The organism is Rhizobium leguminosarum bv. trifolii WSM2297, from assembly GCF_000271845.1.
This window is the reverse complement of the sequence record NZ_JH719395.1, coordinates 1,146,518-1,160,150: the sequence shown is the minus strand read 5'-3', so window position 1 is coordinate 1,160,150 and position 13,633 is coordinate 1,146,518. Positions and strand designations below refer to the sequence as shown.

Annotated in this window: 12 protein-coding genes; 7 read left to right on the top strand and 5 right to left on the bottom strand. The window is 61.6% G+C overall.

What is annotated here, in order from left to right:
* Positions 1 to 79: 79 nt before the first annotated feature.
* Positions 80 to 1,471 carry a class II fumarate hydratase gene (fumC, locus tag RLEG4DRAFT_RS20905; protein WP_003579685.1) on the bottom strand — a complete coding sequence of 464 codons (1,392 nt, stop codon included), beginning with the start codon at positions 1,469 to 1,471 and terminating at the stop codon, positions 80 to 82.
* Positions 1,472 to 1,869: 398 nt separating this feature from the next.
* Here fumC and RLEG4DRAFT_RS20900 point away from each other — a divergent pair, with 398 nt between their 5' ends.
* The gene (locus tag RLEG4DRAFT_RS20900; RefSeq protein ID WP_003579684.1) at positions 1,870 to 3,780 is read left to right on the top strand and encodes a L,D-transpeptidase family protein; all 1,911 of its coding nucleotides are present in this window, start codon (positions 1,870 to 1,872) and stop codon (positions 3,778 to 3,780) included.
* A 296-nt stretch (positions 3,781 to 4,076) separates the two neighbouring features.
* Here the strand turns inward: RLEG4DRAFT_RS20900 and RLEG4DRAFT_RS20895 are convergent, their stop codons facing one another.
* Entirely contained in the window at positions 4,077 to 4,787 is a 711-nt protein-coding gene (locus RLEG4DRAFT_RS20895) for an HAD family hydrolase (RefSeq protein ID WP_003579682.1), read from the bottom strand.
* 264 nt (positions 4,788 to 5,051) lie between these two features.
* Between RLEG4DRAFT_RS20895 and rpiA the strand changes: the two genes are divergently transcribed.
* The 3 genes from rpiA to RLEG4DRAFT_RS20880 all read left to right on the top strand — a co-directional run bounded on the left by rpiA (position 5,052) and on the right by RLEG4DRAFT_RS20880 (position 6,715).
* Positions 5,052 to 5,750 carry a ribose-5-phosphate isomerase RpiA gene (gene rpiA, locus RLEG4DRAFT_RS20890; RefSeq protein WP_003579681.1) on the top strand — a complete coding sequence of 233 codons (699 nt, stop codon included), beginning with the start codon at positions 5,052 to 5,054 and terminating at the stop codon, positions 5,748 to 5,750.
* Between the two features lie 15 nt (positions 5,751 to 5,765).
* Positions 5,766 to 6,335 carry a DUF2059 domain-containing protein gene (locus tag RLEG4DRAFT_RS20885; RefSeq protein ID WP_003579679.1) on the top strand — a complete coding sequence of 190 codons (570 nt, stop codon included), beginning with the start codon at positions 5,766 to 5,768 and terminating at the stop codon, positions 6,333 to 6,335.
* A gap of 95 nt (positions 6,336 to 6,430) precedes the next feature.
* Positions 6,431 to 6,715 (top strand): acylphosphatase, encoded by a 285-nt coding sequence (locus RLEG4DRAFT_RS20880; protein ID WP_003579677.1) that lies wholly within the window; start codon positions 6,431 to 6,433, stop codon positions 6,713 to 6,715.
* Between the two features lie 46 nt (positions 6,716 to 6,761).
* Here RLEG4DRAFT_RS20880 and RLEG4DRAFT_RS20875 read toward each other — a convergent pair whose 3' ends face one another.
* Positions 6,762 to 6,980: a hypothetical protein gene (locus tag RLEG4DRAFT_RS20875; protein ID WP_003579675.1), complete on the bottom strand. Its 219-nt coding sequence runs from the start codon at positions 6,978 to 6,980 to the stop codon at positions 6,762 to 6,764.
* A gap of 182 nt (positions 6,981 to 7,162) precedes the next feature.
* Between RLEG4DRAFT_RS20875 and gor the strand changes: the two genes are divergently transcribed.
* Positions 7,163 to 8,548 carry a glutathione-disulfide reductase gene (gene gor / locus RLEG4DRAFT_RS20870; protein WP_003579673.1) on the top strand — a complete coding sequence of 462 codons (1,386 nt, stop codon included), beginning with the start codon at positions 7,163 to 7,165 and terminating at the stop codon, positions 8,546 to 8,548.
* 15 nt (positions 8,549 to 8,563) lie between these two features.
* Here gor and RLEG4DRAFT_RS20865 read toward each other — a convergent pair whose 3' ends face one another.
* Positions 8,564 to 9,853, bottom strand: a complete 1,290-nt coding sequence (locus RLEG4DRAFT_RS20865) for a pilus assembly protein TadG-related protein (protein ID WP_003579671.1) — start codon at positions 9,851 to 9,853, stop codon at positions 8,564 to 8,566.
* 3 nt (positions 9,854 to 9,856) lie between these two features.
* Here RLEG4DRAFT_RS20865 and RLEG4DRAFT_RS20860 point away from each other — a divergent pair, with 3 nt between their 5' ends.
* Both RLEG4DRAFT_RS20860 and RLEG4DRAFT_RS20855 read left to right on the top strand, forming a co-directional pair.
* A complete protein-coding gene (locus RLEG4DRAFT_RS20860) occupies positions 9,857 to 10,039 on the top strand; it encodes a hypothetical protein (protein WP_003579669.1) in 183 nt (60 codons plus the stop codon).
* Positions 10,040 to 10,106: 67 nt separating this feature from the next.
* Positions 10,107 to 11,480 (top strand): class II 3-deoxy-7-phosphoheptulonate synthase, encoded by a 1,374-nt coding sequence (locus tag RLEG4DRAFT_RS20855; protein WP_003579666.1) that lies wholly within the window; start codon positions 10,107 to 10,109, stop codon positions 11,478 to 11,480.
* A gap of 201 nt (positions 11,481 to 11,681) precedes the next feature.
* On the opposite strand, the gene RLEG4DRAFT_RS20850 is transcribed toward RLEG4DRAFT_RS20855, so the two are convergent.
* Positions 11,682 to 13,520, bottom strand: a complete 1,839-nt coding sequence (locus RLEG4DRAFT_RS20850) for an ABC transporter ATP-binding protein (RefSeq protein WP_003579665.1) — start codon at positions 13,518 to 13,520, stop codon at positions 11,682 to 11,684.
* Positions 13,521 to 13,633 lie beyond the last annotated feature (113 nt).

Sequence of the window (13,633 nt, the reverse complement as noted above, 5' to 3'; positions counted from 1 at the left end):
GGACGGGTCGAGACCTGTGGCTCGACCCCGGTTGGTGGCGGCAGCCGGATGGGCGGCGGCTGTGGCCTTTGCGACCTTCCTACTTCGGCCCGATCATCGTTTCCGGGCGCACGATCTCGTCGTACTCTTCCGATGTCACCAAGCCGCTGGCAAGGGCCTCTTCCTTCAGCGTCGTGCCGTTCTTATGCGCTGTTTTGGCGATCTTGGCGGCGGCGTCGTAGCCGATCTTCGGGGCGAGTGCGGTCACCAGCATCAGCGAGCGTTCGAGGCCTGCCTTGATGTTGTCCTCGCGCGCCTCGATGCCGACGACGCAGTTGTCGGTGAAGGAGACGGCGGCGTCGGCCAGCAGCTGCACCGACTGCAGGAAATTATAGGCCATCATCGGATTGTAGACGTTGAGCTCGAAATGGCCCTGGCTATCGGCGAAGGTTAGTGCTGCGTGATTGCCGAAGATATGGATGCAGACCTGCGTCAGCGCCTCGCACTGGGTCGGGTTAACCTTGCCCGGCATGATCGAGGAGCCGGGCTCGTTTTCCGGCAGCGCCAGCTCGCCGAGGCCGGCGCGCGGGCCCGAGCCGAGCAGGCGAATGTCGTTGGCGATCTTGAACAGCGCGGCCGCCGCCGCATTGATGGCGCCATGGGAAAACACCATCGAGTCATGCGAGGCGAGCGCCTCGAACTTGTTCGGCGCGGTGACGAAGGGCATGGCGGTTATGGCGGCGATCTCTTCGGCGACCTTTTCGGCAAAGCCCATCGGCGCATTGAGGCCGGTGCCGACGGCAGTGCCGCCCTGGGCAAGCTCGCAGAGGCCGGGCAGGGTCATTTCGATGCGCTTGATGGCGGAGCCGACCTGGGCGGCATAACCCGAAAATTCCTGGCCGAGCGTCAGCGGCGTCGCATCCTGGGTATGGGTGCGGCCGATCTTGATGATGTGGCTGAATTCCGTGACCTTCATGTCGAGGGCGGCATGCAGATGTTTGAGGGCGGGCAGCAGGTGATGGGCGATCCGTTCGGCGCAGGCGATGTGCATCGCCGTCGGGTAGGTGTCGTTCGACGACTGGCTCATATTGACGTGATCGTTCGGGTGCACCGGCTTCTTGGAACCCATGACGCCGCCGAGCATTTCTATAGCGCGATTGGAGATTACTTCGTTGGCATTCATGTTGGACTGCGTACCCGAACCGGTCTGCCAGACGACAAGCGGAAAATGCTCGTCGAGCTTGCCGTCGATTACTTCCTGGGCGGCATCGATGATGGCTTGGCCGAGAGCGGGATCGAGCTGGCCGAGGGATATGTTGGCGCGGGCGGCCGCCTGTTTGACGATGCCAAGTGCGCGCACGATCGACAGCGGTTGCTTTTCCCAGCCGATCTTGAAATTGCCAAGCGAACGTTCGGCCTGGGCGCCCCAATATCGGTCGGCGGCGACGTCGATCGGGCCAAAAGTATCGGTTTCGGTACGGGTTGCGGTCATCGGCCTTGCCTTCCCTTTACATGCTGTTTTCGGTCATCTTCAAAGGATGAGGTCTTATAGGTTGGAAAGCCCGACAAGAAAACCGGACGCCCTACGAAATATTGAAATCGAAAGTCATGTTTGCGCGGGTTATGGGGCGTGCTTTTTAGGCCACTTTGAAAATTTTATGCGTCTGAGCGTTTTCGCCCCACTGGCCCGGATGCGAAAATTGGGTAAAAAATTAACTAATAATTTCATAATTTTGTGTGAACTTCTGCACGGCGCCGTGCAGGGTCTCCGTCACACAAAATTGAGTCCGCCGGCGCTGGCGGCGCAGGCCGGTTTCTGATCAATGAGCCGGACGCTGAGTATCGCGGGATTTGAGCTGAGAACAGCATGACACCGGGACTGGAAGATATATGACGTTCGTTTTGAAAAGCGCGGCATCCGCATTGGCAATTTCCTGCGGCGTGGCAGTTATGAGTGCCGCACCAGCGCATGCTTATACATTGATGGACATGCTGCGCGGCGACAGGCAGCGGACCCAGAGCACCATCTTCATGGATCAGGCGCCCGGTCGTCCGGTGCCGCGCAACGGCGTCGGCGGCTCGCTCGGCGGGCTCGATCCGGAAGCGCCGCTGCCGAAGGTGAGCGGCCCGCGTTATTATACTTATAAAACCGAAACGCTGCAGTTCGTCGATACCAGCAAGTTCGCCGATCCGATTGTTACCGGCGCGGTCGCCGATGTTTCCGCGAGCGGCGATGCCAGCGCCGAACCCGCCGTGCAGCGACGTTTCCTGGCGCAGGCCAAGGTGCGCGCCAACGCCGACGTCGCAAAAGCGCTCGAAGCCTATTACGGCGACAGCCGCAATCCGCTCGTCTGGGTCGACGGCAACCAGATCAACGACCGCGCCAAGTCGGCGATGGCCGCCCTTGCCGATGCGGCTTCCGTCGGTCTCGACCCGGCGGATTACGTCGTTCAGACGCCGGCGATCGACCCGGCCAATCCCGATCCGGCCTTCCGTGACCGGGCGCTGACGCAGTTCGAGCTCGAACTGTCGGCCAAGGTGCTGGCTTTCGTGCAGGACACCGTGCGTGGGCGCGTCGATCCGAACAAAATTTCCGGCTATCACGACTTCCAGCGCAAGGCCGTCAACCTGGCGCCGGTGCTGAAGCTTGCCCGCATGAGCCCCGATGTCGGCGCCTACATCGCCAATCGTTCGCCTGACGGTCCGCAGTTCGAGGCGCTGAAGTCGGAGCTTGCCAAGCTTCGCGCCGCCGATGGCGGCAATGAGGAGCGAATCGTTGTTTCGCTCGACAAGCTGCTGAAGCCCGGTGAGAGCTCGCCGGAGATTGCCAACATCGTCAAGGCGATCGGCAAGCACGGTTCCGAAACACTGAAGACCGATCACGCGGCAACGCTTGCCGCTTACGCGGGCAGCATCGACTATTCACCCGATATCGTCTCGCTGGTCGAGGATTTCCAGAAGGAACGCGGACTGAAGGCCGATGGGGTCATCGGCCAGGCGACCGTGCGCGCCATGACCGGCGGCGATACCAATGCCTCGAAGATCGACAAGCTCGTCGTCGCCATGGAACAGGCGCGCTGGCTGCCGGAGGATCTCGGTTCCCGCTACGTCATGATCAACCAGCCGGCCTACATGGTCTATTACCACAATGACGGCAAGGAACAGCTGTCGATGCGCGTCGTTGTCGGCGGCAAGAACAATCAGACCTATTTCTTCGACGACGAGATCGAGACCGTGGAGTTCAACCCGTTCTGGGGCGTGCCGCAGTCGATCATCATCAACGAGATGCTGCCAAAGCTGCGTTCGGATCCGAACTATCTCGACCAGCTCGGCTATGAGGTCGAGGTGAACGGCCATGCCGTCGCTTCATCGAGTGTCGATTGGTACGGCTCGACCGATAACGTCTCGGTGCGCCAGCCGCCGAGCAGCGACAATGCGCTCGGCGAACTGAAGATCCTGTTCCCGAACAGCCACGCGATCTACATGCACGACACGCCGTCGAAGAGCTTCTTCAAACGCGATATGCGGGCGCTCAGCCACGGCTGCGTGCGTCTCGCCAATCCGCGTGCGATGGCCGCCGCCGTGCTCGGCACGACCGTCGACGACGTCGCCAAGCAGATCGCCACCGGCCAGAACCATGCGGTGAAGGTGCCGCAGAGGATCCCGGTCTACGTTTCCTATTTCACCGCCTGGCCGAACAAGGACGGCGTGGTGGAATATTTCGACGACGTCTATGGCCGCGATGCCTATGTCGACAAGGCTTTCGACGCGACGACAAAGGCGCGTGGCGCGCAGATCTGACGTAGGTTTATTGGGTGATTGAACGGGCGGTCTTTGGGCCGCCCGTTTTGTTTTTGGCAGTGGTCCTTCGGATAGGGTGTGCAGTGTGGTACCCCCTTCTGTCCTGCCGGACATCTCCCCCACAAGGAGGGAGATTGACCGGGAGCGCCGGTTTCCAGAAATAATCAGCGCCGGAAACTGCGCAACGTTAGTGATGTGCGAAAATCAGGCCTCTGGCCAATCTCCCCCCCCTTGTGGGGGAGATGGTCGGCAGACCAGAGGGGGGTGCACGGAAACCGGTCAGAGGCGCCTCGCATCTAAACGGCGACCTTCGCCGCAAACTCCCGCAATAGCCTCTCCACCAGTTCCGGCGTCAGCTCATCGTAATGGGTAATAATTATATCCGGGTCGAGGTTGGAAACCGGCACATCGGAATAACCGAAAGGAACGGCAATCGACGGCACGCCGGCATTTCTGGCGACGGCGATGTCGTTAATGCTGTCGCCGATCATCACGGTGCGGGCGATGTCGCCGCCGGCGCGTTCGATGGTGCCGGTGAGGTGGCGGGCGTCGGGCTTGCGTACGGCGAAGCTGTCGCCGCCTGATATGGCGGCGAAATAGCCGGTGAGATCGAGCTTGTCGAGCAGCCCGAGCGCCAGGCTCTCCATCTTGTTGGTGCAGACGGCGAGGCGGTAACCGGCAGATTTAAGCCGGTCCATCGCGGCGACGAGGCCGGGATAGGGCTCGGTACGGCCGGGCATGTTTGCGGCATAGTGGGCGACGAAGCGCTCGACCAGCGGCGGCAGGGCGTCGCTTTCGAGCGGATGACCGCGCAGGCGGCAGGCACGCTCGATCATCACGCGCGCGCCGTGTCCGACGAGATGGGTGAGGTCGTCATAGCTGACCGGGTCGAGGCCAAGGGCTGCGATCGTATGGTTCAGGCTCTCGACCAGATCCGTATGGGTGTCGAGAAGGGTACCGTCGAGATCGAAGACGATGAGTGCCGGGCGAGCGTGAGAAGGGGTCAAGGCTTTGTCTCTTTGCGCGATGGGTCGTTCTGAAGCCACGGGTGGTCCTCGGCAGAACGAATGCAGGGAACGACAGGTCGCCCCGGAACGATGGATCGGTCCTGAGGTAGGCGATCGCGCGGCGGAAAGCAACGCCGGGATGCTCGCCGGGAAGGCCGCAGGCATTTGTTTCGGCTTTTCATTTTCCGTGATGATTTTGACTTTCGTTTGCCAGGCGAGCCGTGTAAACAGCACATCGAACGCAATATCAGGAGCTGGCGGCGCATGGATGCGCGCGAAATGAAGATCAAGGCCGCCGCGGCCGCACTCGCCCATGTCGAAGATGGAATGCGGCTCGGCATCGGCACGGGCAGCACGGCGGAAGAATTCGTTCGTCTGCTGGCAGAGAAGGTCGCTGGCGGCTTCAGGGTCGAAGGCGTTCCGACGTCTGAACGGACGGCGCGGCTTTGCGTCGAACTCGGCGTGCCGCTGAAGTCGCTTGACGAACTGCCGGCACTCGACCTGACGATCGATGGCGCCGACGAGGTCGATCCGGCGCTCCGATTGATCAAAGGCGGCGGCGGCGCGTTGCTGCGCGAAAAGATCGTCGCGGCCGCTTCCGAGCGGATGATCGTCATTGCCGACGAGAGCAAGCTGGTCGACACGCTCGGCGCCTACGCGCTGCCGATCGAGGTCAATCCGTTCGGGCTGGTCTCGACACGGATTGCGATCGAGAAGGTCGCTGCCCGGCTCGGCCTTTCCGGCGAACTCAGCCTGCGCCAATCCGGTGACGGAGAGTTTACCACGGATGGCGGCCATCACATTATCGATGCATCTTTTGGCCGCATTCCTGATGCAGAGGCGCTTTCGAGCGAGCTGAATTCCATACCCGGCGTCGTCGAACACGGGCTCTTTATCAATATGGCGGCACTTGCGATCATTGCCGGTCCTGCAGGTGCGCGCACGCTGCAGGCAAACAGATAACAGGAGCATACACTCATGATGAACATTGCAGGTCTTGGCCGTTTTGCCGCTGCGACCATCGTTCTTTCCGGGCTTGCCTTCGGCTCCGCCGTCAAGGCGCAGGAAGTCTCCGAGGAGCAACTGAAGGCGTCTCGCGCCGCGATCGACGCGATCGGCGCCACCGCCCAGTTCGACAACATCCTGCCCGGTCTGGCCGAGCGCCTGAAGGCCGGCCTGATCCAGGATTCGCCGAACTACCAGGACATCATTTCCTCGACAGTCGATGCGCAGGCGCTGGCGCTGGCGCCGCGCCGCGGCGATCTGGAGAAGGAGGCGGCACTCACCTATGCCAAGACCTTTACCGCCGACGAACTGAAGGCGATCGCCGACTTCTATAATTCCGATGTCGGCAAGAAGCTGCTGCGCGACGGCCCCGTCGCCTCCCGCGAGACGGCGAAGGCTGCCGACATCTGGGCGCAGGGCATTTCCCGCGACCTGGAAAAGCAGAGCAATGCCGAGCTCTCCAAGGTCATCAAGGCGCCGCCGCCGGCAACCGACAGCCCAGTGGCTCCTGCACCGGCTCCCGCGCCGGCTGCCCAGAAGTAAGGCCCCTGCCTCAGCGGATTTGCAAAAGCCCGGCATCGTCCGGGCTTTTTTGCTATGATGGACGCCGCATACCGATGAGGTTTTGGTGAGGCAACATGTCTGCTCATGACGAGGCTGTGCGAGTGCGGGTATACGGCAGGGTTCAAGGTGTCGGGTTCCGCATGTGGGCGCGTGATGAGGCGTTGCGGCTCGGGCTCACAGGTTGGGTGCGCAATGAAGTGGACGGATCTGTCGCCGCTCTGATCGCGGGCCCCGATATCGCCATCTCGACAATGATCGAGCGTTTCAGCCGCGGGCCTACGGGGGCATCGGTTTCAGGCGTCGAGACGGAAGCCACCCAGCTTGCGGAGATGCCGACGGGTTTCCGCATCACCGGTTGAAAGCGGCAATGCCCCAAGAGACGGGCGTCTCAGATGCGCCGGACGCTCAGCCCCAATCCTTCAAGCTTTTGGCCAATTGCCATACGCCCGTTTCATCCGGCTCGACGCGCTTATTGCCGCGGTAGAAGATCGGCAGTCCTGTTTTCTTGTCCATCGCGAAGCGGCTCGGCGCGTATTTTTCGTTCTCGTGGCCTTGGATGGCGAGGCCGAGCGCTTCCTTGAATTTGCCAGCCTTGCACAGGTTGGCGAAGAGAGTTTGATCCATCGTTTGCTCCGGCTTCTTTTTTACTGCGTGGATTGCCTGCCAGCCTCAGGCGACCGGGTCAACCGTTTGCCGGGAAGATTCGGCGAGGGGAACGGGATGATGAGAGGAGCGGGCTTTTATTTTCAGGTCGATCGCCCCTATATCAGGAACATCCTTCCTGCGATTCCCTTCCGGAGCTCCTCATGTCTTCCTACGACTACGACCTCTTCGTCATCGGCGGCGGTTCCGGAGGCGTGCGCGGCGCGCGAGTCGCCGCCTCGCTCGGCAAAAAGGTGGCGATCGCCGAAGAATACCGCTACGGCGGCACATGCGTCATTCGCGGCTGCGTGCCGAAGAAGCTCTTCGTCTATGCTTCGCAGTTCCATGAGCATTTCGAGGATGCGGCCGGCTTCGGCTGGACGGTCGGCGAAAGCAGCTTCGACTGGAAAAAGCTGGTGGCGGCCAAGGATGCCGAAATTACCCGGCTTGAGGGCCTCTACAAGAAGGGCCTCGCCGGCGCCAATGCAGAGATCCTGGAAACGCGCGCCGAACTCGTCGACGCCCATACGGTGCGGCTTGTGAAAACAGGTCAGACGGTGACGGCAAAGACGATCATGATCGCCACCGGCGGAAGACCGAACCCGCATGCAGCCCTTCCTGGCCACGAGCTGTGCATCTCCTCCAACGAGGCCTTTCATCTCGAAGAGCTGCCGAAATCGATCGTGATAGCAGGCGGCGGCTATATCGCTGTCGAGTTCGCTAATATCTTCCACGGCCTCGGCGTCGAGACCACGCTGATCTATCGCGGCGCCGAGATCCTGTCGCGCTTCGACGTGGATCTGAGGCGCGGGCTGCATGAGGCGATGGTCGCCAAGGGCATCCGCATCCTCTGCCACGACACGCTGCAGAAGGTTTCGAAGGGCGAGGGCGGGCTCGTTCTGGAGACGCTGAACAGCGGTACGCTGAAGGCCGACGTCGTCATGCTGGCGCTCGGGCGCGATCCGAACACCGAAGGCCTCGGCCTCGAGGCGGCCGGCGTCGCCGTCGACGAGCGCGGCGCCATTATCGTCGACGACTATTCCCGCACCAATGTCGAAAACATCTATGCGCTCGGCGATGTCACCAATCGGGTACAGCTGACGCCGGTGGCCATCCACGAAGCGATGTGCTTCATCGAGACCGAGTACAAGAACAATCCGACCCGGCCGGACTACGAGCTGATCCCGACCGCCGTCTTCTCGCAGCCGGAGATCGGCACCGTCGGTCTTTCGGAAGAGGAGGCGGGCAAGCGTCACGGCGAGCTCGAGGTTTACCGCGCCCAGTTCCGGCCGCTGAAGGCGACGCTTTCCGGCCGAGCCGAGCGAATGATCATGAAACTGATCGTCGATGCGGCAAGCCGAAAGGTGGTGGGCGCCCATATCCTCGGCCACGACGCCGGCGAGATGGCGCAGCTGCTCGGCGTCACGCTGAAGGCCGGGTGCACCAAGGACGATTTCGACCAGACAATGGCGCTGCATCCGACGGCGGCCGAAGAGCTCGTCACCATGTATGCCCCGACCTATCGGATCCGTGACGGGCAGCGCGTCTGAGTCTTCTGTGTGCGCCTAGCTGGTGATGCGCGGCGCGCGGATGACCTTGAGGAAGAGCGCCTTCATCGCATCGGCAATACCTTCGGTCGGCGTCACCTCGAAATAGAGACCCGGCGAAGCGCATGCCTGCATTCTTGTCGGAATTTCGCCCTGGAAGGGCTTGATCCACGTATTGTACCAGCTGTTTTTCGGCAGAGGCAGGTAGGTGGTGTAGAGCACCGCGATCCTGATGCCTTTGTCCTTCAGCGGTTGGCAGAAGGAGGTGTCGATCGGCTCCTGGCAGCGGTTGCCGGTCAGTTTCTTGGTGCAGCCCTTCGGCTTTTCGCTGTCGCCGACGCCGTCCGAGACGAAGAACAGGATCTTCTGCGGCGTCGTGGCAGTGCTGCCGTCGCCGGGGGTGGTGATGATGGTTTTCATCTGCGTCAGCGCGTTGTCGAAGCTCGTCTGCTGGTCGTTATTGTAACCCTGTTTCGGGATGGTCATCAGATCGACCGCGTCCGTATAGCCGCGGACCTTGTCGAGATCGATCGTTGGATCGGATATTGTCGTCAGATTGGCATCTTCGGCCTTGGTGCCGAAGGTGTAGACGCCCATGCGGAACTGGTTGTCGGAAACGCGCGTCGACTTCGCGGTCAGCGTCAGCTCCTTGGTCGCCTGACGCACGACGTCGATGCGCATGCTGACACCGAGCTTCTTGGCGAGATTGTAGTAATTGTTTTTGTTTTCCGTTTCGTGGCAGGCGAAGGCGCAGCTATCGCTGGTGTTCTTTTCCATCGTGGCGACGTCGGTCGCGGTGGCGCCGACGCCCATCGAGGGGGTGTTGTCGAGCAGGATGTAGAAATCCATGAAAGACGCGGTCTGGTATTCGGCCGTTGCCGTGCCGGAAATGGTGATCGAATCCTTGCCGAGAACACGCATGAAGGTCGTGGGCACTGTTGCCGTGAACGAAACCTGCGAATTCAGTTTGTTGGCGGTCTTGGTAACGTCGATGCCGAGATCGACATTAACGTCCGCCAGTTCTCCCGATACTTGCGACATGAAGATGCTGCGGGCGTCGGTCTTGCCGAGCGAGATCGTGCCATTGCCGCTCATGGTCATGGCGGCGGCGACTGCGCCGGATTTTTCGGAGATCGAGCCGACGGCGGCGGCATCGGCAGCGGCAAAGAGCTGCGTGCGCAGGCTCATGGCGTGACCGAAATCCACCGCCATGCCCGCCGTGCCAAGAAGCGGCACCATCAGCAATGCGGTCATGATGCCGAAATTGCCCGAACGATCTGATACGAAGCCGGGCGGAAGGAGCGCCATCACATGTCCCCGATGTTGAAACTCCTTCCGTTTTACATTCAAAGTCTGAAATATCGGGAAATCGACGTGGTATATGCTGGTTTAACGATGGAATCGCGGATTTTTGCTACCTATATGCGAGCTTCGGCCGACGGCGGCGGCACGGCGTGGAGCTTCGGGGGAATGGCCTTTGCAAGCCCGATCTAAAGGTCTATAAGCCGCCGCAATCAAGGATAGGTGCATCCCAGGGACGGATGTGAGTGAGGTAAGTGAGATGGCAGAGAATTGGACCCCGAGCAGCTGGCGGCAAAAACCGATCCTGCAGGTTCCCGAATATCCGGATGCGGCCGCTTTGGCGGCAACGGAGGCCACGCTCGCCAGCTATCCGCCGCTCGTCTTTGCCGGTGAAGCGCGCCGCCTGAAGAAGCATCTCGCCAATGTCGCCGAGGGCAACGGCTTCCTGCTGCAGGGCGGCGATTGCGCCGAGAGCTTTGCCGAGCATGGCGCCGACAATATTCGCGACTTCTTCCGCGCCTTCCTGCAGATGGCGGTCGTGCTGACCTTCGGCGCGCAGTTGCCAGTCGTCAAAGTCGGCCGCATCGCCGGCCAGTTCGCCAAGCCGCGTTCGTCGAATGTCGAGAAGCAGGGCGACGTGACGCTGCCGGCCTATCGCGGCGACATCATCAACGGCATCGAGTTCACCGAGGAATCGCGCATTCCGAACCCGGAACGCCAGGCCATGGCCTACCGCCAGTCGGCCGCGACGCTGAACCTTCTGCGCGCCTTTGCGATGGGCGGCTACGCCAATCTCGAAAACGTCCATCAGTGGATGCTCGGCTTCGTCAAGGATAGCCCGCAGGGCGAGCGCTATCGCAAGCTTGCCGACCGCATCAGTGAAACCATGGATTTCATGAAGGCGATCGGCATCACCTCGGAAAATCACCCGAGCCTGCGCGAGACCGATTTCTTCACCAGCCATGAGGCGCTGTTGCTCGGCTACGAGGAGGCGCTGACCCGCGTCGATTCCACCTCCGGCGACTGGTATGCCACATCTGGCCACATGATCTGGATCGGCGACCGTACACGCCAGGCCGACCATGCGCATATCGAATACTGCCGCGGCATCAAGAATCCGATCGGCCTGAAATGCGGCCCTTCGCTGCAGGCCGACGATCTGCTGCAGCTGATCGACATCTTGAATCCGGCTAATGAAGCCGGGCGGCTGACGCTGATCTGCCGCTTCGGCCATGAGAAGGTCGCCGAAAACCTGCCGCGTCTTATCCGCGCCGTCGAGCGCGAGGGCCGCAAGGTCGTCTGGTCCTGCGACCCGATGCATGGCAACACGATCACGCTCAACAACTACAAGACCCGTCCCTTCGAGCGGATCCTGTCGGAAGTCGAAAGCTTCTTCCAGATCCACCGCGCCGAGGGCACACATCCCGGCGGCATCCATGTCGAGATGACCGGCAAGGACGTGACGGAGTGCACCGGCGGCGCCCGCGCTGTGACCGCCGACGACCTGCAGGATCGTTACCACACCCATTGCGATCCGCGCCTCAATTCCGACCAGGCCCTCGAACTCGCCTTCCTGCTTGCCGAGCGCATGAAGGGCGGCCGCGACGAGAAGCGCATGGTCGCCAACGGCTGAGGCCGGCACGAATGAATGAAAAAAAGCCCGGTTTGCCCGGGCTTTTTTTACAGTTTTTGCTCCTGGTCTCGGCGTCGTGTTCGGGCTTGTCTCGAGCATCTGCAATTGCTGCAGCAGATCCTCGGCACAAGGCCGAGGATGCCGGAGCGTGGGGTGGCTTTCTCGCCAAATTGACGCTCTGATGCTCAAGCATCCAGCATTTCAAATGCTCGCCTGTACGCTGTGCAGATTGGCATAGACGCCATCTTGCGCCATGAGCTGGTCATGGGTGCCCTGTTCGACGATGCCGTCTGCCGTCAGCACCAGGATGCGGTCGGCATGGCGGACGGTCGACAGGCGATGGGCGATGACCAGGGTGGTCCGGCCATTCGCCAGGCTGAGCAATGCCTGCTGCACCGCCCGCTCGCTTTCATTGTCGAGGGCGCTGGTCGCCTCGTCGAAGATCAGGATCTGCGGGTCCTTGAGGAAGGCGCGGGCGATGGTGATGCGCTGGCGCTGGCCGCCGGAAAGCTTGACGCCGCGCTGGCCGATATCGGTGTCATAGCCTTCGGGCAGGGCTGTGATGAAGTCGTGCGCATTGGCGGCGCGGGCGGCCGCTTCCAACTCCCTATCGCTGGCGTCGGGCCTGCCGTAGCGCAGGTTCTCCGCCACTGTGCCGGCAAAGAGATAGACATCCTGCTGCACCACCCCGACATGGCGCCGCAGCGAGGCCAGCGTCACATCGCGGATATCGGTGCCGTCGATGCGAATTGCGCCTGCTTCGACATCGTAGAAGCGTGGGATGAGCGCGCAAAGCGTGCTCTTGCCGACCCCGGAAGGACCGACGAGAGCAACGAACTCGCCGGGGGCGATGGTGAGAGAAACCCGCTCCAGCACGCGCGGGCCATCGGCCTCGTAGCCGAAGGCGACGTTGGAGAAACTGATCTCTCCCCTTGGCGCCGGCATCGGCTGGGCGGCCGGCCGATCGGTGATATCAGGGTCGATCTCCAGGATTTCCATCGCCCGGATGAAACCGGTATAGCCTTCCTGCCAGAGACGCACGAAATTGGCGAGCCGCTGGACGGGGTCGACAAGGACGGCAACGCAGAGCAGGAAGGTCAGCATATCGGGGACGGTCAGTTCCGCTGTCAGGATGCGTAAGCCCCCGACGACGATCACCAATATGGTGACGAGCTGGGCGAAGGTTTCGGTGCCGACCGAAAACCAAGCCTCGCTGCGGTAGCCATCGGCCCGGCTTTGCAGGAAGCGCCGGTTCTGTTCGGCGAAGCGCTCCCTTTCCAGCGCCTCGTTGGCGAAGGACTGAACGACGCGGATGCCGGCGAGCGCATCCTCGACGCGCTCGTTGACGGCGGCGATCTGGTGCTTGCTGGCTTCCAGAGCGCGGTTCATGCGCCGGTTGAAATAGAGCGCATAGATCACCGCCATAGGGGTCAGCAGCAGGATCAGGCCGGCCAAGAGCGGATCGATGAAGAATAGTACCAGCATGGCGCCGCCATATTTCAGCACGGCGATGAAAAGATCCTCGGGACCGTGGTGAAACAGCTCGCCCAACCAAAGGGAATCATTGGTGATGCGGCTCATCAGTTGGCCGGTGCGCTGGCGGTCGTAGAAGCTGAAGGAGAGCTTCTGGCAGTGCTCGAAGAGCTCCTGCCGGACCGTCGCCTCGATGCGGGCGCCCATCACGTGGCCGCGATAATCGACGAAGAAGATAGCGACCATCTGGACCGCCAGAACGGCCAGCATGACGCCGCCCATCGCAAGGATGTGTGCGAAAGCTTGTGGTGCGTCAGGCAGCGTGAGAAGCCGGCTGGTGACGACGTTGGCGCAGAGCGGCAACGCGATCGCCGTGCCGGCGACCAGGATGGCGCAAAGCAGATCCGCCAGCAGCAAAGGCAGATGCGGGCGATAGTAGGAGAGGAATTTTCTCATGCGCGACCGGCGCCGCTCGCGGTCGGCGGCGTTCGAATGGTCGGCGAAGAATTTCAGGAAGGGGTTATGGCGTCGCGAGCTTTTCCTCGCGCGGGCGAACCGAATATTCATGAGGCAGAATGTCCTTGTGGGCGATGTTTCCTTTCTGTTTGGACAGGGTCGCTCTCATGTCAGTCTCCCGCAGGTTGTATGAATTGCAACGCAATTATCGCCTACAACGGCGA

Bases quoted from the DNA above. Each gene is read 5' to 3' on its own strand.
- fumC (WP_003579685.1), bottom strand. From the start codon at position 1,471: ATGACCGCAACCCGTACCGAAACCGATACTTTTGGCCCGATCGACGTC.
- RLEG4DRAFT_RS20900 (WP_003579684.1), top strand. From the start codon at position 1,870: ATGACGTTCGTTTTGAAAAGCGCGGCATCCGCATTGGCAATTTCCTGC.
- rpiA (WP_003579681.1), top strand. From the start codon at position 5,052: ATGGATGCGCGCGAAATGAAGATCAAGGCCGCCGCGGCCGCACTCGCC.
- RLEG4DRAFT_RS20885 (WP_003579679.1), top strand. From the start codon at position 5,766: ATGATGAACATTGCAGGTCTTGGCCGTTTTGCCGCTGCGACCATCGTT.
- RLEG4DRAFT_RS20880 (WP_003579677.1), top strand. From the start codon at position 6,431: ATGTCTGCTCATGACGAGGCTGTGCGAGTGCGGGTATACGGCAGGGTT.
- RLEG4DRAFT_RS20875 (WP_003579675.1), bottom strand. From the start codon at position 6,980: ATGGATCAAACTCTCTTCGCCAACCTGTGCAAGGCTGGCAAATTCAAG.
- gor (WP_003579673.1), top strand. From the start codon at position 7,163: ATGTCTTCCTACGACTACGACCTCTTCGTCATCGGCGGCGGTTCCGGA.
- RLEG4DRAFT_RS20865 (WP_003579671.1), bottom strand. From the start codon at position 9,853: ATGGCGCTCCTTCCGCCCGGCTTCGTATCAGATCGTTCGGGCAATTTC.
- RLEG4DRAFT_RS20860 (WP_003579669.1), top strand. From the start codon at position 9,857: ATGTCCCCGATGTTGAAACTCCTTCCGTTTTACATTCAAAGTCTGAAA.
- RLEG4DRAFT_RS20855 (WP_003579666.1), top strand. From the start codon at position 10,107: ATGGCAGAGAATTGGACCCCGAGCAGCTGGCGGCAAAAACCGATCCTG.
- RLEG4DRAFT_RS20850 (WP_003579665.1), bottom strand. From the start codon at position 13,520: ATGAATATTCGGTTCGCCCGCGCGAGGAAAAGCTCGCGACGCCATAAC.